General features: G+C 59.2%; 19 protein-coding genes. 9 read left to right on the forward strand and 10 right to left on the reverse strand.

Annotated features, from left to right (window positions below; genetic code table 11):
- Positions 1 to 33: 33 nt before the first annotated feature.
- Positions 34 to 1,434, reverse strand: a complete 1,401-nt coding sequence (locus tag BLR72_RS01400; RefSeq protein ID WP_091944350.1) for a TrkH family potassium uptake protein — start codon at positions 1,432 to 1,434, stop codon at positions 34 to 36.
- Positions 1,435 to 1,746: 312 nt separating this feature from the next.
- On the opposite strand from BLR72_RS01400, the gene trxB reads away from it, so the two are divergent.
- From trxB to BLR72_RS01415, 3 genes are all read left to right on the forward strand, one after another.
- Positions 1,747 to 2,721 carry a thioredoxin-disulfide reductase gene (gene trxB / locus BLR72_RS01405; RefSeq protein WP_091944353.1) on the forward strand — a complete coding sequence of 325 codons (975 nt, stop codon included), beginning with the start codon at positions 1,747 to 1,749 and terminating at the stop codon, positions 2,719 to 2,721.
- A 152-nt stretch (positions 2,722 to 2,873) separates the two neighbouring features.
- Positions 2,874 to 3,770: a LysR family transcriptional regulator gene (locus tag BLR72_RS01410; RefSeq protein WP_027233385.1), complete on the forward strand. Its 897-nt coding sequence runs from the start codon at positions 2,874 to 2,876 to the stop codon at positions 3,768 to 3,770.
- A 115-nt stretch (positions 3,771 to 3,885) separates the two neighbouring features.
- Positions 3,886 to 4,362 carry a DUF2380 domain-containing protein gene (locus tag BLR72_RS01415; protein WP_175492251.1) on the forward strand — a complete coding sequence of 159 codons (477 nt, stop codon included), beginning with the start codon at positions 3,886 to 3,888 and terminating at the stop codon, positions 4,360 to 4,362.
- A gap of 232 nt (positions 4,363 to 4,594) precedes the next feature.
- Here the strand turns inward: BLR72_RS01415 and msrP are convergent, their stop codons facing one another.
- Complete coding sequence (gene msrP / locus BLR72_RS01420) at positions 4,595 to 5,569, reverse strand: protein-methionine-sulfoxide reductase catalytic subunit MsrP (protein ID WP_091944359.1); 975 nt, start codon at positions 5,567 to 5,569, stop codon at positions 4,595 to 4,597.
- A 135-nt stretch (positions 5,570 to 5,704) separates the two neighbouring features.
- On the reverse strand, positions 5,705 to 6,907 hold the full coding sequence (locus BLR72_RS01425) for a pyridoxal phosphate-dependent aminotransferase (protein WP_091923786.1): 1,203 nt from the start codon (positions 6,905 to 6,907) through the stop codon (positions 5,705 to 5,707).
- Between the two features lie 241 nt (positions 6,908 to 7,148).
- Between BLR72_RS01425 and BLR72_RS01430 the strand changes: the two genes are divergently transcribed.
- Positions 7,149 to 7,760, forward strand: a complete 612-nt coding sequence (locus tag BLR72_RS01430; protein WP_027233382.1) for a glutathione S-transferase family protein — start codon at positions 7,149 to 7,151, stop codon at positions 7,758 to 7,760.
- A 21-nt stretch (positions 7,761 to 7,781) separates the two neighbouring features.
- Here BLR72_RS01430 and BLR72_RS01435 read toward each other — a convergent pair whose 3' ends face one another.
- A complete protein-coding gene (locus BLR72_RS01435) occupies positions 7,782 to 8,699 on the reverse strand; it encodes a LysR family transcriptional regulator (protein WP_091944362.1) in 918 nt (305 codons plus the stop codon).
- A gap of 127 nt (positions 8,700 to 8,826) precedes the next feature.
- Between BLR72_RS01435 and BLR72_RS01440 the strand changes: the two genes are divergently transcribed.
- Entirely contained in the window at positions 8,827 to 9,858 is a 1,032-nt protein-coding gene (locus tag BLR72_RS01440) for a zinc-dependent alcohol dehydrogenase family protein (protein ID WP_091944365.1), read from the forward strand.
- A gap of 112 nt (positions 9,859 to 9,970) precedes the next feature.
- Here the strand turns inward: BLR72_RS01440 and BLR72_RS01445 are convergent, their stop codons facing one another.
- The gene (locus BLR72_RS01445) at positions 9,971 to 10,183 is read right to left on the reverse strand and encodes a cold-shock protein (protein WP_027233379.1); all 213 of its coding nucleotides are present in this window, start codon (positions 10,181 to 10,183) and stop codon (positions 9,971 to 9,973) included.
- 324 nt (positions 10,184 to 10,507) lie between these two features.
- Here BLR72_RS01445 and BLR72_RS01450 point away from each other — a divergent pair, with 324 nt between their 5' ends.
- The gene (locus BLR72_RS01450; RefSeq protein WP_091944368.1) at positions 10,508 to 12,283 is read left to right on the forward strand and encodes an ABC transporter ATP-binding protein/permease; all 1,776 of its coding nucleotides are present in this window, start codon (positions 10,508 to 10,510) and stop codon (positions 12,281 to 12,283) included.
- Between the two features lie 2 nt (positions 12,284 to 12,285).
- On the opposite strand, the gene BLR72_RS01455 is transcribed toward BLR72_RS01450, so the two are convergent.
- The 3 genes from BLR72_RS01455 to carB all read right to left on the reverse strand — a co-directional run bounded on the left by BLR72_RS01455 (position 12,286) and on the right by carB (position 16,494).
- Positions 12,286 to 12,681, reverse strand: a complete 396-nt coding sequence (locus tag BLR72_RS01455; protein ID WP_091944371.1) for a type II toxin-antitoxin system VapC family toxin — start codon at positions 12,679 to 12,681, stop codon at positions 12,286 to 12,288.
- A complete protein-coding gene (locus BLR72_RS01460) occupies positions 12,678 to 12,914 on the reverse strand; it encodes a type II toxin-antitoxin system Phd/YefM family antitoxin (protein ID WP_091946441.1) in 237 nt (78 codons plus the stop codon). The genes BLR72_RS01455 and BLR72_RS01460 overlap by 4 nt, the downstream gene beginning before the upstream one ends.
- Before the next feature lie 94 nt (positions 12,915 to 13,008).
- Positions 13,009 to 16,494: a carbamoyl-phosphate synthase large subunit gene (gene carB / locus BLR72_RS01465; protein ID WP_091923772.1), complete on the reverse strand. Its 3,486-nt coding sequence runs from the start codon at positions 16,492 to 16,494 to the stop codon at positions 13,009 to 13,011.
- A gap of 338 nt (positions 16,495 to 16,832) precedes the next feature.
- Between carB and BLR72_RS01470 the strand changes: the two genes are divergently transcribed.
- Entirely contained in the window at positions 16,833 to 17,771 is a 939-nt protein-coding gene (locus BLR72_RS01470) for a KPN_02809 family neutral zinc metallopeptidase (protein WP_091944374.1), read from the forward strand.
- A gap of 36 nt (positions 17,772 to 17,807) precedes the next feature.
- Here the strand turns inward: BLR72_RS01470 and BLR72_RS01475 are convergent, their stop codons facing one another.
- Positions 17,808 to 18,530: an aspartate/glutamate racemase family protein gene (locus BLR72_RS01475; protein ID WP_091944377.1), complete on the reverse strand. Its 723-nt coding sequence runs from the start codon at positions 18,528 to 18,530 to the stop codon at positions 17,808 to 17,810.
- A 145-nt stretch (positions 18,531 to 18,675) separates the two neighbouring features.
- Here BLR72_RS01475 and BLR72_RS01480 point away from each other — a divergent pair, with 145 nt between their 5' ends.
- Entirely contained in the window at positions 18,676 to 19,140 is a 465-nt protein-coding gene (locus BLR72_RS01480) for an Lrp/AsnC family transcriptional regulator (protein ID WP_027233372.1), read from the forward strand.
- Between the two features lie 162 nt (positions 19,141 to 19,302).
- Positions 19,303 to 20,574 carry a TCR/Tet family MFS transporter gene (locus BLR72_RS01485; RefSeq protein ID WP_091944379.1) on the forward strand — a complete coding sequence of 424 codons (1,272 nt, stop codon included), beginning with the start codon at positions 19,303 to 19,305 and terminating at the stop codon, positions 20,572 to 20,574.
- A 1-nt stretch (position 20,575) separates the two neighbouring features.
- Here the strand turns inward: BLR72_RS01485 and BLR72_RS01490 are convergent, their stop codons facing one another.
- Positions 20,576 to 21,133, reverse strand: a complete 558-nt coding sequence (locus BLR72_RS01490; protein ID WP_091944382.1) for a TetR/AcrR family transcriptional regulator — start codon at positions 21,131 to 21,133, stop codon at positions 20,576 to 20,578.
- Position 21,134 lies beyond the last annotated feature (1 nt).

The following is a 21,134-nucleotide window of genomic DNA, read 5'->3' on the forward strand; positions in this document are numbered from 1 at the left end:
TGCATTGCCCGCCGGTTGCAAACAGGTTGCGATTTATCTCGTCCAGAAGCGACGGGTAAAGAGAATAACGACGGTGACGATTTCAAGTCGTCCAGCAAGCATCAGATAGCTCAGAACAAGCAGCGAGGGATCGCCAATTGTGGAGAAGTTCCCCGCCGGGCCGATCGTTTCGCCAAATCCCGGGCCGACATTCGAAAGCGCAGTCAGGGCGCCGGTGAAAGCGGTGCCGAGATCGTTGCCGAGCATGGCAAGCACCGTAGCGCCTGCGACGAGCGAGGCCATGTAGAGAAAGATGAACAGGAGGGCCGATTGTGCGACTTCGTCGGTGATTTCCGATTTCCCATAACGCATCTTGACGATGGCGTTCGGCAGGATCAGGCGCGTCAGGCTTGCAGATGCCATCTGCCAGAGAATGATGAGGCGATTGATCTTGATGCCGCCGGAAGTTGAACCGGAACAACTGCCGATGAACGTCACGAGGAAGAATATGCCGAGCGCCTCGGCACCCCAAAGCGTATAGTCTTCTGTCGCAAAGCCCGTCGTGGTGATCACCGAGACAAGGTTGAACGTTGCCGCGATGATCGCGTCAACAAGCCCTATGCCGGTTTCCAGCATGAGCCCGGCGGCAAGGATCGCACTGAAGCTGACAATGATGATGAAGAACAGCGTAACCTGCGGATCGCTCATCGATACCCGGCGTTGCGGCATCGCCGCCTTTATATAGAGCACGAAAGGCAAGGCACCGAGGATCATGAACACGGTGGCGATGATGAGGATGGCGCGGTTGTGCGCGTAAAAGCCGAGTGATGAATCGTGCGTCGAAAAGCCCGCCGTCGCAACGGTGGTCATGCCATGATTAATGGCGTCGAACATGCCCATTCCGGCAACAAAATAGAGAATGGTGCAAATCAACGTCAGGCTGACATAGGCGAGGACGATGCCGGTCGCGATCTGGTGGATACGCGGCAGTATCTTCTCCGACTTGTCCGAGGATTCCATGTGCAGCAGCTGGATGCCGCCGACGCGCAAGGACGGCAGCAGCAAAAGGCCGAGGCCAATGAAGCCGAGGCCGCCGAACCAGCACAGCATCGAGCGCCAGAGCAGGATACCGCGCGGCATCCTGTCGAGACCGGTCAGAACCGTGGCGCCGGTGGCAGTAATGCCGGACATCGACTCGAAGAAGGCCTTGATGATGCTGATAGGCAAGGGCGAGAAGATGAAGGGCAGGGCGCCGAACACGGCCGCACTGAGCCAGAGGGCGACTATCAGCAGGAATCCAAGCCGGGGGGTGAAGCGGATCTCGGGCTGGTGCGTGGCAAGGCTGGTCAGCCAGCACAGGACGGCGGTAAGACCTGCTGCCTGGACGAAGACGAGCCAATCGCGACTGCCGGCCTTGAGGTCGATGAGTGCCGGTATGAGCATTGTCGCTGCCATGATGAGGCCGAACCGCGCGCATAGATTGATGATGGTGCGAAAAATGGCGTTGACCTCCGTCCGTCAGAAATCGGTCGCTACGTTCTGGAAAGGGCGGTGGTCCGCATTTTTGACATCTTCAGTTTCATAACTGGTTCGTGCAGAGCGCACAATGGAACGAAGAGGCGGGAAAGGCAGCAGCAAGCTGTGGCTAACCCGCCTATGTTTTGCACAGACCTTGCAACACCGGGGGCTGAGCCACTACCTTATGGCGGTCGAACGCGAGCTGTGGCCCGCGCCAACTTTTGTGAGAAATGAATTTAAGGTCTTGTTATGTCGAAGCGCCATGTGCCCGTTCTCATTATCGGCTCCGGTCCCGCGGGTTATACCGCTGCGATCTACGCTGCCCGCGCTAATTTGAAACCGCTTATCGTGGCGGGCCTGCAGCAGGGCGGCCAGTTGATGATCACGACCGATGTCGAGAACTATCCGGGCTACGCCGATCCCGTTCAGGGACCCTGGATGATGGAGCAGATGCGCATTCAGGCCGAACATGTCGGGGCCGAAATTGCGCATGACATTATCACCGAGGTCGACTTGTCGGTGCGCCCCTTCCGGCTGGTTGGGGACGGTGGAACGCAATACACCTGCGATGCGCTGATCATTGCCACCGGCGCACAGGCGAAGTGGCTCGGAATTCCGACCGAACAGTCTTTCATGGGCTTTGGCGTTTCGGCTTGCGCCACCTGCGACGGATTTTTCTATCGCAACAAGGACGTGGTCGTCGTCGGCGGCGGCAATACTGCCGTCGAGGAAGCGCTCTACCTTGCCAATCTTGCCAAGTCGGTGACCATCGTTCACCGCCGCGACCAGTTCCGTGCCGAGAAAATCCTCCAGGATCGCCTGTTCAGCAAAGAAAACGTCACGGTCATCTGGGACAATGTCATCGACGAGATCACGGGGACCGAAGCGAGGGCGCCGCTGCCGGCATCGGTCTCGGGCGTGCGCCTGAAGAACATCAAGACTGGCGAAACCACTGATCTTGAGACAGATGGCGTCTTTGTTGCCATCGGTCACGCGCCGGCCGTGGAGCTCTTCAAGGGCAAGCTCAAGCACAAGCCGAACGGCTATCTTTGGACGGCGGCGGATTCCACGGCAACCGATGTTGCGGGCGTCTTTGCTGCCGGCGATGTCACGGACGACATCTACCGTCAGGCGGTAACTGCAGCAGGCATGGGTTGCATGGCAGCACTTGAAGCCGAACGCTGGCTGGCCGCCCAGGAACCAGTACGCGAAGCTGCTGAATAAGAATAACCGCCGCGCACCGCGCCTGATGGCACGCGGGGCTGCGGTGGAATGTTGAGTGGCCCAACCCCAGACAATCAAACATGATTTTGGGGGCAATGGGTCAAATGGAGCTGGCCGCGATGGCGCGGCCGGAGTGGGGAGAAAACTGCGCGATGTCGCTTGATTGGGACAAGTTGCGAATATTTCATGCTGCGGCAGAAGCTGGTTCGTTCACCCATGCTGCCGAGACATTGCACCTGTCGCAATCGGCTATTTCCCGTCAAGTCAGCGCCCTGGAGCAGGATGTCGGCGTGCCGCTGTTTCATAGGCATGCGCGCGGTCTCATCCTGACCGAACAGGGCGAGGTACTTTATCGCACCGCCCACGAAGTTCTCATGAAGCTTGAAAACGTCAGGTCGCGACTTACGGAAAGCAAGGACAGGCCGTCCGGAAAGCTGCGCGTGACGACGACGGTCGGCCTCGGTTCAGGCTGGCTTATCGAGCGCGTTCAGGAGTTCATCGAACTCTATCCTGAAGTCCAGTTGCAACTCCTCCTCGACAATGAGGAACTCGATCTGACGATGCGCCATGCTGATTGCGCCATTCGCCTGCGCCAGCCGCAACAGCCGGATCTTATTCAGCGTCGACTCTTTACCGTACACATGCACGTCTACGCCGCGCCGGGTTATATTGCCAAGTATGGCAAGATCGAAAGCATCGACGAAATCGATTCGCATCGCATCATCAGCTTCGGCGAGCCTGCGCCCTCCTATCTCACCAATCTGAACTGGCTGGAGGTCATCGGCCGATCGGACGGGAACCTCAGGCCGGCGGTACTGCAGATCAACAACCTTTTGTCGATCAAGCGTGCCATCCAGAAAGGCGTCGGCATCGGTGTATTGCCGGACTATATGGTGGAGAAGGACTCGACCCTTGTTCGGCTTCTGCCCGAGATGGAATTGCCGTCCTTTGATACGTTCTTCTGCTATCCGGAGGGCATCAAGAACGCCGCAAAGCTGCATGTTTTCCGCGATTTCCTGTTTTCCAAGGCGCGCACCTGGGCGTATTAGACTATCCTTTCTTCGCAGGCGAATTATAGTCCATCGTGAGGCACCTTCGAACGGACCGGCCATTTCGCCGGCACGGTGTGTCATGCCTGCAGTTGCTCGCATATCGATTGCGTTTTTGAGTCTGCTCCTGGCCTCTGGTCACAGCGATGCAGAAACACAAACGCTGATCGCCTCCGCCAATTTCGATTTCGTCGATACGTCCGGTGAGCCCCGGGACCAGTCCGCCGACCATCAGAGGCGGCTGAGGGAGCTTGCCGACTATCTGCGCCGGCAACTGGCGGAGCAAGGAAAGTTCAAATTGGTGCCGTTGCCATGCCAGGACGGCCAATGCACGGCGACCGACCCGGGATTTGCAGCGCTCTCCGCAATGGCGAGGCAGAACGGCGCGACCTATGTCGTCATTGGCGCCGTGCAGAAAACCAGCACGCTCATCGGCTGGCTGCGATACTCGGTGCTGGACGTGCGGGACAGCCGCGCCGTCTGCGGCGACTTCATCACCTATCGCGGCGATACCGACGAAGCATGGCGGCGGGCTGCGAAGTTTTCGGCCAGACAAATCGTTCGGCATTGCGATTTCAATATGCAAAAATGATGAATTCTTAAGCGAACTGGCGCGCTATGCATCAGATGCATGGGTGCAATGCACAATTGGGTGTTGCGAGAAAAGGTCAAAACCTTCATATCCACATCACTTGCCGGTGCGTCTCCTCCTCCCATTGCGCGCCCGCAAGTGTTCCCCTCTGGAGGTTTTAGCCGGAAACGGCACCTTCAAAACTTAAGGCCGGGCATTTGTCCGGCCTCTTTTCTTTTCAGGGGTACGCTTCTTAGCGATAGAGTTCTTCACCCTCGATCCCCGCATATAATCCAGCCACCTGTTCGCCATACCCGTTGAATAGCAACGTCGGCACGGTCTCGCCCGTGTGCAAGACACGCTCCTGCGCCTGGCTCCAGCGCGGGTGCGCGACATCCGGATTGACGTTGGCCCAGAAACCATATTCGTTCGAGGCGAGCCCTTCCCAGAAACTTACCGGCCGCTCGTCGGTGAAGCTTATCTTGCGGATCGATTTGATCGATTTGAATCCGTATTTCCATGGCAGGGCGAGGCGAAGCGGCGCGCCAAACTGGTTGAGCAGCGGCTTGCCATAGGCGCCCGTGACCATGAAGGCGAGTTCGTTGGCCGCCTCCGCCATGGTTATCCCCTCCACATAGGGCCAGGTATACAGGAAGCCATTCTGGCCGCTCGCCATCGCCGGATCGTAAAATGTCTCGAAGCGAATATATTTCGCCGAGGCGGTCGGCTTTGCCAGTTCCACAAGCTTCGCCAGCGAGAAGCCGGTCCAGGGTATGGTCATCGACCATGCCTCGACGCAGCGGTGCCGGTAGAGGCGCTCCTCCAGCGGCATTTTTGCCTCAAGTTCGGCAAAGGCGATGGTGAAGGGTTTTTCCACCATGCCGCCGATTTCAATGTCCCAGGGATTGGTGACGAGTGTCTGCGCCTCGGTCCAGATGTCCTTGTCGCCACCGAACTCATAGAAATTATTGTACTTCGAATTGATCTCTTCCGGCGTCAGGCTGCGGTCGAGTTTATAGGCCGTATTCTGTTTCGCGGGGTAGAGCGCGGGGTTGCCGGCGGGAAGGGTTGCAGCCCGCACGCCCCTCGGCAGGCTCGCGCTTGCCGCAAGCGCCAGCGCACCGAGGCCCCAGGCCTTCAAAATTTCCCTGCGATCGAGAAATGCCGTTTCAGGGGTCGCCAAGGCGTAGGAAATCGCCCAGGCGGGCTTGCGAATTACTACGGCCATGACCACTCCGTTATGTCGGTTTCGGGGTGCAAAATAGCCAGTAATCGTGGGTCGTTCTCACACAATGGCGTGATTAGTCGGCGGAACGAAAAGGGGCCGCTTTACTGCCCCCCCTCGCTGGTCTTCTGCAGTCAATCAGCGAAGGCTGGCGCAGAAGCGCTGAATGCGCTTGCCGGCCTCTTCGAGGTTGGCGTCGGAGGTTGCATAGGAAATGCGGAAGTTCGGGCCGAGCCCGAATGCCGAGCCATGTACGGCCGCGACAGCTTCGGTCGCCAGCAATTCGCTGACGAAATCCTCGTCAGTTTCGATGACCTTGCCCGACGGCGCGGTCTTGCCGATTGCGGCCGCGCAGGACGGATAGACGTAGAATGCGCCTTCGGGTTTGGGGCATTCGAGGAGCTTGGTCTGGTTCAGCATCGAGACGATCAGGTCGCGACGTCCTTCGAAGGCCTTCTTGAACACCGGCAAATGTTCTTGCGTTCCATCGAGCGCTTCCACGGCCGCCCACTGTGAAATGGAGCTCGTCCCGGAGGTCTGCTGGCCCTGGACCATGTCCATTGCCTTGATCAGTTCGAGCGGGCCGGCGGCGTAGCCGATGCGCCAGCCGGTCATGGCATAGGCCTTCGAAACGCCGTTCATCGTCAGGGTGCGGTTGTAGAGGTTCGGCTCGACCTGCGCCGGCGTGACAAACTTGAAGTCGCCATAGGTCAGGTGCTCGTACATGTCGTCGGTCAGCACCCATACATGCGGATGGCGCATCAGCACATCCGTCAGCTTCTTCATTTCGTCCCACGTATAGGCCGCGCCCGAGGGGTTCGAAGGCGAATTCATGATGATCCACTTGGTCTTCGGCGTGATCGCACGCTCGAGATCCTCGGGCTGCAACTTGAATTCGTTCTTCTGCAGCGCGGAGACGATCACCGGGGTGCCACCGCACAACGCCACCATTTCCGGGTAGCTTACCCAATAGGGCGCAACGCAGATCACTTCATCGCCTGGATTGAGCGTCGCAAGCAGCGCGTTATAGATGACGTGCTTGCCGCCGGTGCTGACGATAACCTGGTTGGCCTTGTATTCGAGTTCGTTCTCGCGCTTGAATTTGCGCACGATCGCTTCACGAAGCTGCGGTATGCCCGCGACGGGCGTATATTTGGTTTCGCCGCGGCGAATGGCGGCAATTGCGGCTTCCTTGACATTATCGGGCGTATCGAAGTCCGGCTCGCCGACCGATAGGGAAATGACATCACGGCCCTCGGCTTTCAGATCGCGCGCTTTCTGGGTGATCGCAATGGTTGCGGAAGTCTTCACACGGGAAAGGGCGTCTGCGAGGAATGCCATTTTGTCGTTCTCCAGAAACGAGGGTTGATAACCGCCGGGCGGTTGCGGGGTTCGTATGTCGCAATGGAGGGCGAATCGCAAGCAAAAGCATGCCCTGAAGGCTTTTCATCGCTCACTTTCTATGCAGGGTGTGACATCGAACTGGCGAAGCATCAGCTTCGCTTGTTCCATCCTTCAAGCAAAATGATTGGACATTGCGCGAAGGAGCGAAAATATTCGCCTGCCACAGGAGACCAGCAATATGCCGAAACTCTACTCACAGCCCGAATCCGGAAACTGCTACAAGCCACGGCTTTTGATGGCGAAATTGGCGATGCCGTTCGAGCATATCCATGTGTCTTCCGTGGACGGTTCAACGCGCAAGCCTGAATATCTAGCAAAAAATCCGAACGGCAAGGTGCCCCTGCTCGAACTCGACGACGGGCGGTTCATCGCAGAATCAAACGCAATCCTGCTGCACCTTGGCGAAGGCAGCCGCTTCATTCCCGAGGACCCCTACGAGCGGGCGCTGATGTATCAGTGGCTGTTCTTCGAGCAGTATACGCATGAACCGAACATCGCCGTGAGAAAGGCCTTGTTCGTCTATCCGGAACGGGCCAAGGAGGCGACGCCAGAGCGGCTCGCGGCAACGCTAGAGGGGGGGAACAAGGCGCTCCTCGTCATGGAAACGCAGCTGCAGAAAACGCCATACCTGGTGGGCAGCAGCATGAGTCTAGCCGACATCGCCCTCTACGCCTATACACACGAAGCCAATCGCGGCGGCTACGATCTTTCAGCCTACCCGTCGATTGCAAAATGGCTGAGCCGGGTTGCTGCAGACGAAGGACACGTGCCAATCACGTGGATTCCGTAAGAACCATCCCACTCGCCCTAGTCACTTGATCTCGCGGTCTGCGCCGGTCATGCCCGGAAGGCGGCTCGCCAAAGCGTCGACGAGGACGCGCAGGCGGGCGGGCATGAAGGGGGCGGTCGGCCATACCGCGAATGTGTCGAAGATCAGAGGCTCAAGCCCGGTCATCACCTGAACCAGACGGCCTGCGCGAACGTGATCGCGGATCAGCCAGCACGGCGACCATACGAGGCCAAGACCGCTCGCGGCAGCATCCGCCGCAGCCTCAAGATCGTCAACGATGAGCAAACTTCGCGTCGGGGCAGCGAAGGTGCCGCCGCGCCCGTCAGGGAACAGCCAAGGGCGGGCATTGCCGTCGCGGCCATAGGTGATGGCGTCGTGTGCAGCGATGTCATCGAGTGCACCGGGTGTTCCGCGCGCGGCGAGATAGTCCGGTGACGCGCAGATGGCCATGCGCTGGCGGGCGATACGGCGTGCGCTCAATCCAGCCCTGTCCGGAAGCACGGTGTTGCGCACGATCAAGTCGTAACCCTCTTCGATAAGGTCCACGGTCCGGTCGGTGAAGGAGACGTCGAATCGCAGTCGCGGATATTGCCGGGCGAGATCGAAGACGACCGGCGCCACGCAGCGCCGGCCGAAGATTGCCGGTACGCTGATCCGCATGCGGCCGGCTGGCTCGGCCATTTCCGAGGTCAGAGCAAATTCGGCCGCCTCGACTTCAGCGAGGACGCGCAGCGAGCGCTCGTAGAAGGCGTGCCCCTCTGTAGTCAGCGCAAATGCCCGGGTTGTGCGATGGCAGAGCCTCACGCCAAGCCGCTGCTCAAGGCGTGCCACGGTCTTGCCCACCGCCGACCTCGACATGTGCAGGCGTTCGGCCGCTGCCGAGAATCCGCCCGCGTCGACAACTGCAACAAATTCCTGAATGCCGGCGAGTTTGTTCAACGTGCTCAATCCTCATTGTAGACAGTAGGGATACAATATTGATGCTGATTGGCGCAACTGTTGTGCTCGCGGCGCATATATGGTCGACACCTCAACCCGGAGGCGGGTGCGATAGAAAGGTGTATCCATGACAACCACGATGCGACGCTGGCAATTGACCGCGGCCGGCAGGGAAAATCTAAAGCTGGCGGACGTACCGGTTCCGCAACCAGGGCACGGCGAAATATTGATCAAGGTCTTCGCCGCGTCGTTGAACTATCGTGACAAGCTCCTCATCGATGACGGTTTCGGCTTGCCCGATCCGCTGACGGATCCGGTGGTGCCTGCTTCCGACCTTTCCGGCATCGTCGCCGGGGTCGGCGACGGCGTGACGCGCTTTGCCGTGGGCGACAGCGTCATCTCCACGTTTATTCCCGATTGGATAGATGGCGACGGCCCGGGGACCGCGAGAGAGCCCAACGGGCGCACGCTCGGGGGCACGGTGCAGGGGGTTCTTGCCGAGTATGTTGTTCTCCACGAAGACTGGGCGGTGCGAGGCCCTGCCACTCTTACGCACAGCGAGGCCAGCACGCTGCCCTGCGCTGGACTGACCGCGTGGACGGCGCTTGTCGAGCGTGGACAATTGCGGGCGGGACAGACTGTCCTCATTCTTGGCACCGGCGGCGTTTCGCTGTTCGGGCTTCAAATCGGCCTGATGCACGGGGCCGAAATCATCGTCGTTTCAGGGGACGACAAGAAGCTGGCTCGCGCGAGCGAACGCGGCGCCCACCACGGCATCAATCGCAAGAAAGAGAATTGGGTGGCAGCCGTTCATCGCCTGACGCGCGATCACGGCGCCGATCATATTCTCGAAACCGTGGGCGGCGCCCATCTTGGCAAATCGCTTGAGGCGGCTGCCGTCGCGGGGCGCATCTCCCTTATTGGCATTCTCGAAGGGCTGGATGTGTCCGGGAGCTTTGGCGCATTCGCCCGCAAGCGACTGATCGTCGAAGGTCTTCAGGTCGGCCATCGGCGGGGACTTGAAGATCTGGTTAGGGCCTACGACGTTTCAGGCGTAAAGCCGATCATCGAGGCCAGCTACACGTTGGCTGAGCTCAACGCTGCGCTTGATCATCTTGATCGGGGACCGTTCGGTAAAGTTGTTGTTGAACTCGCTTAGAAGTTGAGTCCGGCGGACCGACGAATCTCTTGATATAAAACGAAAAAGGCGGGGTGAACCCGCCTTTCTCAATTCTGTGCTTCAGAAATCGAACGATTCCCGGTTTGCGGCATCAACCCGCGACGCTGAGGTTGTCAGCGGACGACTTGCCCGAACGACGGTCCTGAACGATTTCGTAGTTGACCTTCTGACCGTCATTGAGGCCGCGCAGACCTGCGCGTTCAACAGCGGAAATATGGACGAATACGTCGGCACCACCGGTATCAGGCTGGATGAAACCGTAGCCCTTAGTGCTGTTGAACCATTTCACTGTTCCCGTAGCCATGGGAAATTCCTTTCAGATGTATAAGACAGGCAGCATGCACATATGCAGCCCAGGGAATCGAACCTATGCAATGGAGTTCATCAGGAAGCGCAACGGGTTACGCAGGTCGCAAAGTCACTCGACCGATAAAATCGATGACGGATACATATGACAGATTCCGGCCCAAAACAAGCCGGATTCAAAATGGCTTGCCATCGAGGTTACCGCGCAGCGCTTGCGCGCGTAAATTTTGCCCCTACATTCCGTCTTGCATTTCAGCGCATTATCCGACGTGTGTTAGAAGGTAGAACAAGGCCGACTCGCGGTCGCCCACAGGGGAAACTCATGGCGGAGCAGAAACCGAACCGATCCACGCCCACCTCCGTCGCGGGCGAAGTGGAAGCGGGTCTCTGGGCGCAGCTTCGCGTCATCGGCAATATCTACTGGATTTCGCCGGTTCGTAACCGCCTTATTCTCCTCATTCTCGGCGTCTTCGCCATCATCATCGTCACCTCGGCGGGGCAGGTCCTTCTCAACCGTTGGAACGTGCCGTTCTATGACGCCCTGTCGCGTCGCGATTTTTCGGCGTTCGTCGATCAGCTCATGGTGTTCTTCGCCATTGCCTCGGTGCTGCTCGTGCTCAACGTGGCGCAGACCTGGCTCAATCAGATGGCGCGCCTCAAGCTGCGCGAGGGGCTGACGCGCGATCTCGTCGGCGAATGGCTGCAACCACGACGGGCATTCAAGCTCTCCAATTCCGGTCCGATCGGCGTCAATCCCGACCAGCGCCTGCATGAGGATGCCCGCCACCTCGCCGAAATGTCGACCGATCTCGGCTTCGGGCTGTTGCAGGCGTCGATATTGCTGATCAGCTTCGTCGGCGTGTTGTGGACGTTTTCCAGCGGCTTCGTCTTCAACGTGGCGGGCTACAGTTTTTCCATACCTGGCTACATGGTCTGGGCAGCATTTCTCTATGCTGGCATCGCGTCGTGGATCAGCTGGCTCGTCGGACGCCGGCTCATTCATCTCAATGCAGACCGATACCAGAAGGAATCGGAACTGCGTTTCTCGTTGATGCGGGTCAACGAACATATCGATGCGATTTCGCTCTACCGTGGCGAGGCCGACGAGAATCGCCGGCTCGGTTTCGATATCGACCGACTGCTTGGTGCGATCCGCCTGCTGGTTACCGCCTTGACCCAGTTGACCTGGGTAACGTCGGGTTACGGCTGGATCACCATCGTTGCCCCGATCCTCGTTGCAGCGCCAGTCTACTTTGCCGGTAACCTGTCCTTTGGCGGCTTGATGGCTGCGATCGGGGCGTTTAACCAGGTGCACGACGCGTTGAAATGGTTCGTCAACAATTTCGGCGCCATTGCCGATTGGCGCGCTACGCTTTTGCGCGTGACGTCATTCCGCCAGGCTGTTCAGGCGACCGACCTCATGAACAGTGTTGACCAGCGAATCAAATTCACCGAGACGGAATCCAACCAGATCGTCCTGGAATCGCTTAAAATCACCGCGCCCCGGGCAACGGTTCGGCTGAAGGAAAAGAAGGCGATCGTCAAGGAAGGCGAGCGCGTCCTGATAACCAGCGAAGCGGGGATCGACCGGACATTGCTGTTCCGCGCCATTGCCGGCCTCTGGCCGTGGGGTGCCGGAACGGTCAGCCTGCCGGCGAACACCTCGATCCTCTATATGCCGCGTTCGCCTTATTTTCCGCCGGGCAGCCTGCGGGGAGCGATGTCGTATCCGCAAGGCGAGCAAGCCTTTTCCGACGAGCAACTGGTATCGGCCCTTCATGAACTCGGCCTGACCCGGCTTGAATCAATGCTCGATTTCCGCGCGCGCTGGGACAGGGAACTCAGCGACGACGAACAGCAATCGCTGGCCTTTGCCCGCCTCAAATTGCACGAACCAAGCTGGGTGGTGATCGATGAGGCCCTCGACGCCATGGAACCTGCTGCGCACGAGCGGGTCATGAAGGTCTTGCGCAATCATCTCGCCAAGTCGACCGTGGTGCATATCGGACGGGAGGACAAGGACGAAAAGCTCTTCGCCAAGGTGCTGCACTTCGTCAGCGACCCGTCGGGCCACGGCCTCGAGAACGAAGGGGTGTAGCGCTACCAGATTGTGGTGATGTGCGCGTATTCCTGAATTTTGCTGTCGGCTGTGACCAGCGGCGCGCTCAAGACATGACACGTGGCGACGATCATGCGGTCAGCCGGATCCTTGTGAAAGTCGCCGGGCAATGTCACCGATTTTACCCCGATCTCGCGATCTACGGCGACAAAGCGCATTCGCTCGATTCGCGCGACTGCGCTTAGCCAGGAATCGACATCCATCGAAAGCACCAGCCGTCCTCGATCGACCAGCATGGCGATTTCCCAAGCTGAGATGGCCGAGATAATGATCTCGCCACTCACTTGCTGCTCTTGGATCACGTTACGTGCCGTCCTGCTCAAGGCGGGATCGCCGCTCACCCACCAAACCAGGACATGTGTGTCCAGTACGATCACTGCGCCTCGGCCCAGTCATCGTCGCCGACAGGGTCGGTTGGCTTGTCGTACTGAATGACCGAGCCACGTAACACGTCCATTGCGCTGCGTTCGGTTCCGCCGCGATAAGGGCGCACCTCAAGCACCGGCTTGCCATGGTCGGTCACGACAAGGCTAACGCCAGACGCTTCGACCTGCCGAAAATATTCAAGCGCCTTTGCCTTGAACTCGGATTTGGATACCTGTCTGCTCATACTCGTGACCATAGTCAGATGCCTATGGTCATTTTACAGTGCATTGTGCTACTAGGCAAGGCTTTTAGCGGTGCCGCCAGACCGGCCTAGACTGTCAAACGAAATAATCCTGCAGCGGCCTGACCTCAAGCGACCCCGCCTTCAGCGCCGCGATAGCTTCGGCGACCGCATCAGCACCCGAGAGGGTGGTGTAATATGGCACCTTCTGCATCAGCGTTGCGCGGCGGAGAGACTTGGAGTCCGAGATCGCCTTGGCGCTGTCCGTGGTGTTGAAGACCAACTGGACCTGCCGGTTGCGGATGGCGTCCTCGACATGCGGGCGACCTTCCTGAACCTTGTTGATCTTCTGGGCCGCAACGCCGTTTTCCGAGAGGAAACGGGCCGTGCCGCCGGTCGCCATGATTTTGAAGCCGAGCCCGGAGAGACGCTTGACGGCCGAAAGAATACCCGGCTTGTCGTCGTCGCGGACAGAGACGAACAGCGTTCCATCGCGCGGAAGATCGACACCGGCGCCGAGCTGCGACTTGGCAAAGGCCAGCGCATAGTCATAGTCGAGGCCCATGACCTCACCGGTCGAGCGCATCTCTGGCCCAAGCAGCGTATCGACGCCGGGGAAGCGTGCGAATGGGAACACCGCTTCCTTGACGGCGATGTGCTTGCGGCCTGTCGTTGCCGGCTTGCCACCATAATTAGCAAGCGCCTGATCCAGCGTTTCGCCCGACATGATCCGTGCTGCGACCTTGGCAATCGGCGTTCCGATGGTCTTGGCGACGAAGGGCACTGTACGAGACGCGCGGGGGTTCACTTCTAGCACATAGATCGTGTCGTCCTTGATGGCATATTGCACGTTCATCAGGCCGACGACATTGAGCGATTTGGCAAGCGCCGCCGTCTGCTTTTCGAGTTCCGCGACGGTTTCAGCGGAGAGGGAGTGGACGGGCAGGGAGCAGGCGCTGTCGCCGGAATGGATGCCGGCCTCCTCGATGTGCTCCATGATGCCGGAAACCCAGGTGTCCTTGCCGTCGCACAGGCAGTCGACATCGACCTCGATGGCCTCTGTCAGATAGCGGTCGAAAAGCAGCGGGTTTTTGCCGAGGAGCGTATTGATCTGCCCGGTTTTATCATTGGGATACTTCTGCTTGATTTCCTCAGGCACGAGTTCGGGAACCGTGTCGAGAAGGTAACTCTGCAGCGACCGCTCGTCATGGATGATCTGCATGGCGCGTCCGCCGAGCACGTAGGAGGGGCGTACCACAAGCGGGAAGCCGAGTTCGCCGGCAATGGTGCGGGCCTGCTCAACCGAATAGGCGATACCGTTTTTCGGCTGGGTCAGATCAAGCTTGACCAGAAGCTTCTGGAAGCGGTCGCGGTCCTCTGCAAGGTCGATCGCGTCCGGCGACGTGCCGAGGATCGGGATACCGGCCTTTTCCAGCGCATCGGCGAGCTTGAGCGGCGTCTGGCCACCGAACTGGACGATGACGCCATGGAGCGTGCCGGCGCTCTGTTCCGTGCGCAGGATTTCAAGGACGTCTTCAGCCGTCAAAGGTTCAAAGTAGAGCCGGTCCGACGTGTCGTAGTCGGTCGACACGGTCTCTGGGTTGCAATTGATCATAATGGCTTCGTAGCCGGCGTCGCGCAGTGCGAAAGCGGCATGGCAGCAGCAATAATCGAATTCGATACCCTGGCCGATACGGTTCGGGCCACCGCCGAGGATGACGACTTTCTTGCGATCGGATACCTCGGCCTCCGAGGCGAGTGCGCCGGCGAAGGGTACTTCATAGGTCGAATACATGTAGGCGGTCGGCGAGGCGAACTCGGCAGCGCAGGTGTCGATGCGCTTGTAGACCGGATGAACGTCCAGCTTGTTGCGAAGCTTGGTGACATCGGAGGCCTCGACCTTGGCGAGGCTGGCAAGACGGGCATCGGAAAAGCCCATGCCCTTCAGCATGCGCAGGTTCTGCGCGTCCTGCGGCAGGCCATGCTCGCGCACCCGTTCTTCGGTGGCAATGATTTCCGCCATCTGTTCGAGGAACCACGGGTCGATCTTGCAGCCCTCGTGCACCTCCTCGACGGAAAGACCAAGCCGCAGCGCCTGCGCCACCATGCGCAGCCGGTCCGGCGTGGGCGTGCCGATGGCGGCGCGGATCGCATTGTTGTCGTTGCCCTCGCCAGTGCCGGGAATCGTAATTTCGTCGAGGCCGGTCAGACCGGTTTCAAGGCCGCGCAGCGCCTTCTGCAGCGATTCCTTGAAGGTGCGTCCGATCGCCATGACCTCGCCGACCGACTTCATTGCCGTTGTCAGGATCGGTTCGGCGCCAGGGAATTTCTCGAAGGCAAAGCGTGGAATCTTGGTGACGACATAATCGATCGACGGTTCGAACGATGCCGGCGTCGCGCCGCCGGTAATGTCGTTTTCGAGTTCGTCGAGCGTGTAGCCGACGGCGAGCTTGGCCGCGACCTTGGCAATGGGGAAGCCCGTCGCCTTCGATGCCAGCGCCGAGGAGCGCGACACGCGCGGATTCATCTCGATGACGATCAGCCGCCCGTTTTCCGGGTTGACGGCGAACTGGACGTTCGAGCCGCCGGTCTCGACGCCGATCTCGCGCAGCACCGCGATCGAGGCATTGCGCATGATCTGGTATTCCTTGTCGGTCAAGGTCAGAGCAGGGGCAACGGTGATCGAGTCGCCGGTATGGACGCCCATGGGATCGACGTTCTCGATCGAGCAGATGATGATGCAATTGTCCGCCTTGTCGCGAACAACCTCCATCTCGTACTCCTTCCAGCCGAGCACCGACTCCTCAATCAGCACCTCGGTCGTCGGCGAGGCATCGAGGCCGCTGCCGATGATTTCATAGAACTCGGTACGGTTGTAGGCGATGCCGCCGCCGGTGCCGCCCATGGTAAAGGAAGGACGGATGATTGCCGGGAGACCGACATGGTCAAGCGCGGCCCCGGCCATGCCGAGTGCATGCGAGACATAACGCTGCTTGCGGTCGCCTTCCCCGAGCTGCCATTCGGTCTCGAGCTTGTCGAGCGCGGCGTCGAGTTCCGCGCCGGAATATTTCGCTTTCACCGCCTCGCGCTGCTCCTGATGCAAGCGGCGGTCGTGATCCTTGACATCCGTGGCATTGGCGAGCATCGAGCGCGGTGTTTCGAGGCCGATCTTGGCCATCGCCTCGCGGAAAAGCGCCCGGTCCTCGGCCTTGTCGATAGCGGCGGCATCGGCGCCTATCATCTCGACATTGTAGCGATCGAGAACGCCCATGCGGCGCAGCGAAAGCGCGGTATTGAGCGCGGTCTGGCCGCCCATGGTCGGCAGCAGCGCGTCCGGACGCTCTTTGGCGATGATCTTCGCGACGACTTCCGGGGTGATCGGCTCGATATAGGTGGCGTCGGCAAGCTCCGGATCGGTCATGATCGTCGCCGGATTGGAATTGACGAGGATGACCCGGTAGCCTTCTTCCTTCAGCGCCTTGCAGGCTTGCGTGCCGGAATAGTCAAACTCGCATGCCTGACCGATGATGATCGGGCCAGCGCCGATGATCAGAATAGATTTGATGTCGGTGCGTTTTGGCATGGTCGGTTCCTATCCATAGCGTGCTGCACAAAAAACCGCACGGGTTTCGACCGTACGGACAGACACTTAAGTTCCAGATGCGAGGCTAAGGCTGCCTTATAGGCAAAGGAATCGCATTACGTAACCCCAAAAACGCGGCATTTCATGCTTTTTCGCCGCAGTTTGGGGCTCGTTTGTGGCTCGGCCCTCCCGCTGCATCATTCGGTCATGAAAGTTGATTATGTGTCGTCGGCGCCCGTGCGTTGAAAAATAGCCGCATGCGTGAAACAAATATCGCACTATACTGTTGATAGTGCAGCATATCGGCCGGTTCGTCGGCTGGCTTTGGGGAGATGGACATGCGTTGGCAAGGCCGCAGGCAAAGTGACAATGTTGAGGATCAACGCGGCGAGGGCGACGGCGGCTTTCCCGGAGGCATCGGGCGCGGCGGGTTTCGGTTGCCGACAGGCGGCGGTTTCAGCACGGCGCGCGGCGGCGGCTTTTCAGGCATCGTCATTCTCGCGGCGATTTTCCTGTTCCTTAAGTTCTGCACCAATATCGATCCCATGCAGATCCTCGTCGGTTCTGGCGAAGATGGCGGTACGCTTTCGCCGAGCCAGACCCAGTCGCCCTCGGGCGGCGACACGTCCGTCAAGAGCAATGACGAGATGACCCAGTTCGTCCGGACGATCCTTGCCGAGACCGAGGACGTCTGGAGCGGCATCTTCCAGGCAGAGGGCCAGACTTATCCGGCGCCCACCATGGTGCTCTTCAACGGGCAGGTGCGGTCCGCCTGCGGTTTTGCCAGTGCGGCGTCCGGGCCGTTCTATTGCCCCGGTGATCGCAAGCTCTACATCGATCTGAGTTTCTATGACGAACTGGACAAGAAGTTCGGCGCATCGGGCGACTTCGCCCAGGCCTACGTGCTTGCCCACGAAGTCGGCCACCATGTGCAGAACCTGATCGGCGTGCTGCCCAAGTTCAACCAGATGCGGCAGAACATGAGCGAGGCGGATGCCAATGCCATGTCTGTTCGCGTCGAGCTCCAGGCCGACTGTTTTGCCGGCATCTGGGGCCACTTCACCGAGCAGAAGGGCATTCTCGAAACGGGCGATCTGGAAGAGGCATTGAATGCCGCCCAGAAGATCGGCGACGATACGCTGCAACGCAAAATGCAGGGTTATGTCGTACCGGAGAGCTTCAACCATGGCACCTCGCAGCAACGCGCGACCTGGTTCAAGCGCGGATTCGACAGCGGCAAGCTCGATAGCTGCGATACGTTCAACAGCAAGATCTGATTCGGCCGGTTGCCTCCCGTAGCGGGAGGCACTCCGCTAGATGGCTTCTTGATCGCTGATCCGGTCAAGGCCGAGCGCATGGGCGACGGCCGCTCTAGAGTGGATCGTTGTCGAGTCGAATACCGGCAGGGCCAGATTGTCGTCGGTCAGTGACAGGCAGATTTCGGTGCAGCCAAGGATGACGCAATCGGCGCCGGCTTCCTTGCCGCGCTGCACGATCTTTTCGAGCGCATGACGGGAATCATCCTTGACGATGCCGCAGCACAGTTCATCGAAGATCACAGAATGAACCTTCGCGCGATCGATCTCGTTCGGCACCATGACCTCGATAGCAAAGTGATCGCGCATGAATTCGGCATAGAAGCCGTGTTCCATCGTATAGCGGGTAGCGAGCAGCAGCGGCCGGCTTTTGCCTGCGGCAGGCAGCGCTTTCGCGGTTTCGGTGCGGATATCGATAAGCGGCACGCGAACAGAGGCTGCGACGGGTTCGGCGACGAGGTGCATGGTATTGGTGCAGATGAGCACACAATCAGCGCCGGCAGCTTCGAGGTTCTGGGCGGCACCGGAGAGGAGCACAGCGGCATCGTCCCAGCGGTTGCCTTTCTGCAAGGCAACGACTTCGGAGAAGTCGAGCGACTGCATGGCAATCTTTGCCGAGACGAGCCCGCAAAGTCGCTCGCGGATCATCTCATTGATCTGGCGATAATAAACAGCGGTGCTTTCCCAGCTCATGCCGCCAATCAATCCAATAGTGCGCATACCAACCCCTTGCTTTGTGACTTGAGCAAAGAATAGTCGGGAGCACACGCAAAATCTTCGCAAACTCGGCGCCTTTTGGTTGCGGCTTTGCAAAAAATCAGCGTATTATATGTCCAGCGTGCAAGAAATAGGCTCCGTTTAATCAATGTTCGACGATCGTGATCGGAAAATCCTTGATTTGCTGCAGAATGACGCGTCCCTAGGCGTATCTGAACTCGCCGAACGGGTGAACCTTTCGGTATCGGCATGCTCGCGCCGCATCCAGCGCCTCGAAGAGGAGGGATTTATCGCGCGACGCGTGGTCCTCCTTGATCGTCCGCTGATGGGATTGCCGACGACGATGTTCGTCATCGTCCGCACTGCACGCCATTCGGCCGAATGGCTCGAACAATTCCGCAAGGCGATCAACGACATTCCGGAGATCGTCGAGGTGCATCGCATGACCGGTACGATCGACTATATCCTGAAACTCGTTCTGCCCCGGGTCGAGGCGTATGACGGCATTTATCGGACGCTGGTCGAAAGGGTCGAGTTCTTCGATATCTCAGCGTCGGTTTCGATGGAGATCCTGAAGACTACAACTGCTGTGCCGACGCGCTACGTGCGCTAGCATTTGGCAGCAGTTGTCAGGAGCAAACCCGCTTTCAGCCAGAAATCGATGGCATTTTGCGCCGTTTCCTGTTCATGTTCACGAATTGTTTCGCGCCTGACGACTGAAAATGTGCCCTTTGCGCCTCCGCTGCGCATATGAGGGCTGGTTGTGAGTTTTCCGATGATCGATCCGGTCCTTGCCAAACGCGGCCTTATTCTCGTTTTTACGATCCTCCTGCTCGACATTATCGGCATTGGGATCATTATTCCCGTTCTCCCCGAATATCTGGAAGAACTCACAGGCACGGATGTCGGACAGGCGGCGATCTACGGCGGCTGGCTGCTCTTCGTTTATGCGGGGATGCAGTTTGCATTTGCGCCGCTTATCGGAAATCTGAGCGACCGGTTCGGCCGCAGGCCAATCCTGTTGATATCCATTATCACCTTCTCACTCGACAATCTGATCTGCGCGCTGGCACCGAACTTCGCGATTTTGTTGCTCGGACGGATTCTCGCGGGGATAAGCGGCGGCAGTTACGCGACGGCCTCAGCCTACATCGCCGATGTCAGCACCGACGAGAACCGCGCCCGAAATTTCGGCCTGCTCGGCATCGCCTTCGGCATTGGTTTCATCCTCGGCCCGATCATAGGCGGCTTCCTCGGTGAATTCGGCCCGCGGGTTCCTTTCTTTGGCGCCGCCGCAATCTCATTCGTCAATTTCGTCGTCGCCTGGTTCATGCTGCCCGAAACACTCGCGATCAAGAACCGCCGGGCATTCGAGTGGAAGCGCGCCAATCCGATTGGCGCGCTGAGACAGATGCGCCAGCACAAGGGCATCCTCGCTATTGGACTTGCCTTTTTCATGCTTACGCTCGGGCATATGGCATACCCGTCGGTATGGGCCTATGTCGGAAGTTTTCGCTATGGCTGGAGCGAAAGCGATATCGGCCTTTCGCTCGGCGTCTATGGCCTTTGCAGCGCCCTCGTTATGGGGCTGGTGTTGCCGCGCGTCGTCACGAAGTTCGGCGAATGGCGAACCGCGGTCATTGGCCTGACCTTCGCCATGCTCGGCTTCTTCGGCTATGCGAGCGCCTGGCAGGGCTGGATGGTCTATGCGGTGATCATCGCAACCTGCCTAGAAGGTCTGGCCGACCCGGCCATGCGCAGCATCGCATCGGCCAAGGTGCCGGCCTCCGAACAGGGCGAACTCCAGGGCGCGATGACGAGCCTTTTCAGCATAACCAACATTATCGGGCCGCTGATCTTCACGCAGATTTTCGCGGTTTTCACCGCGGCGGACGCGCCGGTGAAATTTGCCGGCGCCGCCTACGTGCTTGGCGGTCTGTTCGTGCTTGTTGCCGTCATCGTCTTTATCCTGCGCGTCGAAAAGCCTTCGCCCGCAAAAGATGGCGCGCTTGCACCGGGCGCGCTTGCGCCCAACGAAGCGCAGTAGCTCAGGCGAGGAGCCTTCGTTCGATCCGTATCATGGCGCGCTCGAAGACCGAAGCATCCCCACGGGCCCGGGCCAATACCAGCGCGCCCTGGATGCCGGCTAGGGACTCTTCGGCAAGATCTTCCGCGTCGACCGCACTGCACCCACTTTTGACGAGGGCCGCGGCCAGTGACGCCTGCCAATCGGAAAAGTAAGCGCTGATCCGATTGCCGAACCGATCGCGGACGTTGTCGAGAGCAAATGCGCCGACAAGGCACACGCGCCGTCCCGAGTGAAAATATCCGTTCACGCCGCGGCACATTGCTTCAATGGCTGCGCGGGGATCAGCGCCTTCCCGCAAGACCCGATAGATATTCGCTTCGAACCAGGCATCAATTTCGGCAAGGACCGCCGTTGCCATTTCCTCTTTGCCACCAGGAAAGAAGTGGTAGAGGCTGCCCTTGCCGAGGCCTGTGCGTTCACCGATGATGGCAAGGCTTGCACCCTCGAAGCCATATTCACGGAAGATTTCGGCAAGGACTGGAACGATGTCGGCGCGTTCGGCAACGGTTTTGGCCATA

The organism is Phyllobacterium sp. YR620 (genome assembly GCF_900104165.1).
GTDB lineage: Bacteria > Pseudomonadota > Alphaproteobacteria > Rhizobiales > Rhizobiaceae > Phyllobacterium > Phyllobacterium pellucidum.

Coding starts and splice junctions, on each gene's coding strand:
- BLR72_RS01430 (WP_027233382.1), top strand. CDS start 7,149: ATGCCGAAACTCTACTCACAGCCCGAATCCGGAAACTGCTACAAGCCA.
- BLR72_RS01425 (WP_091923786.1), bottom strand. CDS start 6,907: ATGGCATTCCTCGCAGACGCCCTTTCCCGTGTGAAGACTTCCGCAACC.
- BLR72_RS01485 (WP_091944379.1), top strand. CDS start 19,303: ATGATCGATCCGGTCCTTGCCAAACGCGGCCTTATTCTCGTTTTTACG.
- msrP (WP_091944359.1), bottom strand. CDS start 5,569: ATGGCCGTAGTAATTCGCAAGCCCGCCTGGGCGATTTCCTACGCCTTG.
- carB (WP_091923772.1), bottom strand. CDS start 16,494: ATGCCAAAACGCACCGACATCAAATCTATTCTGATCATCGGCGCTGGC.
- BLR72_RS01410 (WP_027233385.1), top strand. CDS start 2,874: ATGTCGCTTGATTGGGACAAGTTGCGAATATTTCATGCTGCGGCAGAA.
- BLR72_RS01470 (WP_091944374.1), top strand. CDS start 16,833: ATGCGTTGGCAAGGCCGCAGGCAAAGTGACAATGTTGAGGATCAACGC.
- BLR72_RS01445 (WP_027233379.1), bottom strand. CDS start 10,183: ATGGCTACGGGAACAGTGAAATGGTTCAACAGCACTAAGGGCTACGGT.
- BLR72_RS01490 (WP_091944382.1), bottom strand. CDS start 21,133: ATGGCCAAAACCGTTGCCGAACGCGCCGACATCGTTCCAGTCCTTGCC.
- BLR72_RS01450 (WP_091944368.1), top strand. CDS start 10,508: ATGGCGGAGCAGAAACCGAACCGATCCACGCCCACCTCCGTCGCGGGC.
- trxB (WP_091944353.1), top strand. CDS start 1,747: ATGTCGAAGCGCCATGTGCCCGTTCTCATTATCGGCTCCGGTCCCGCG.
- BLR72_RS01460 (WP_091946441.1), bottom strand. CDS start 12,914: ATGAGCAGACAGGTATCCAAATCCGAGTTCAAGGCAAAGGCGCTTGAA.
- BLR72_RS01475 (WP_091944377.1), bottom strand. CDS start 18,530: ATGCGCACTATTGGATTGATTGGCGGCATGAGCTGGGAAAGCACCGCT.
- BLR72_RS01400 (WP_091944350.1), bottom strand. CDS start 1,434: ATGGCAGCGACAATGCTCATACCGGCACTCATCGACCTCAAGGCCGGC.
- BLR72_RS01480 (WP_027233372.1), top strand. CDS start 18,676: ATGTTCGACGATCGTGATCGGAAAATCCTTGATTTGCTGCAGAATGAC.
- BLR72_RS01440 (WP_091944365.1), top strand. CDS start 8,827: ATGACAACCACGATGCGACGCTGGCAATTGACCGCGGCCGGCAGGGAA.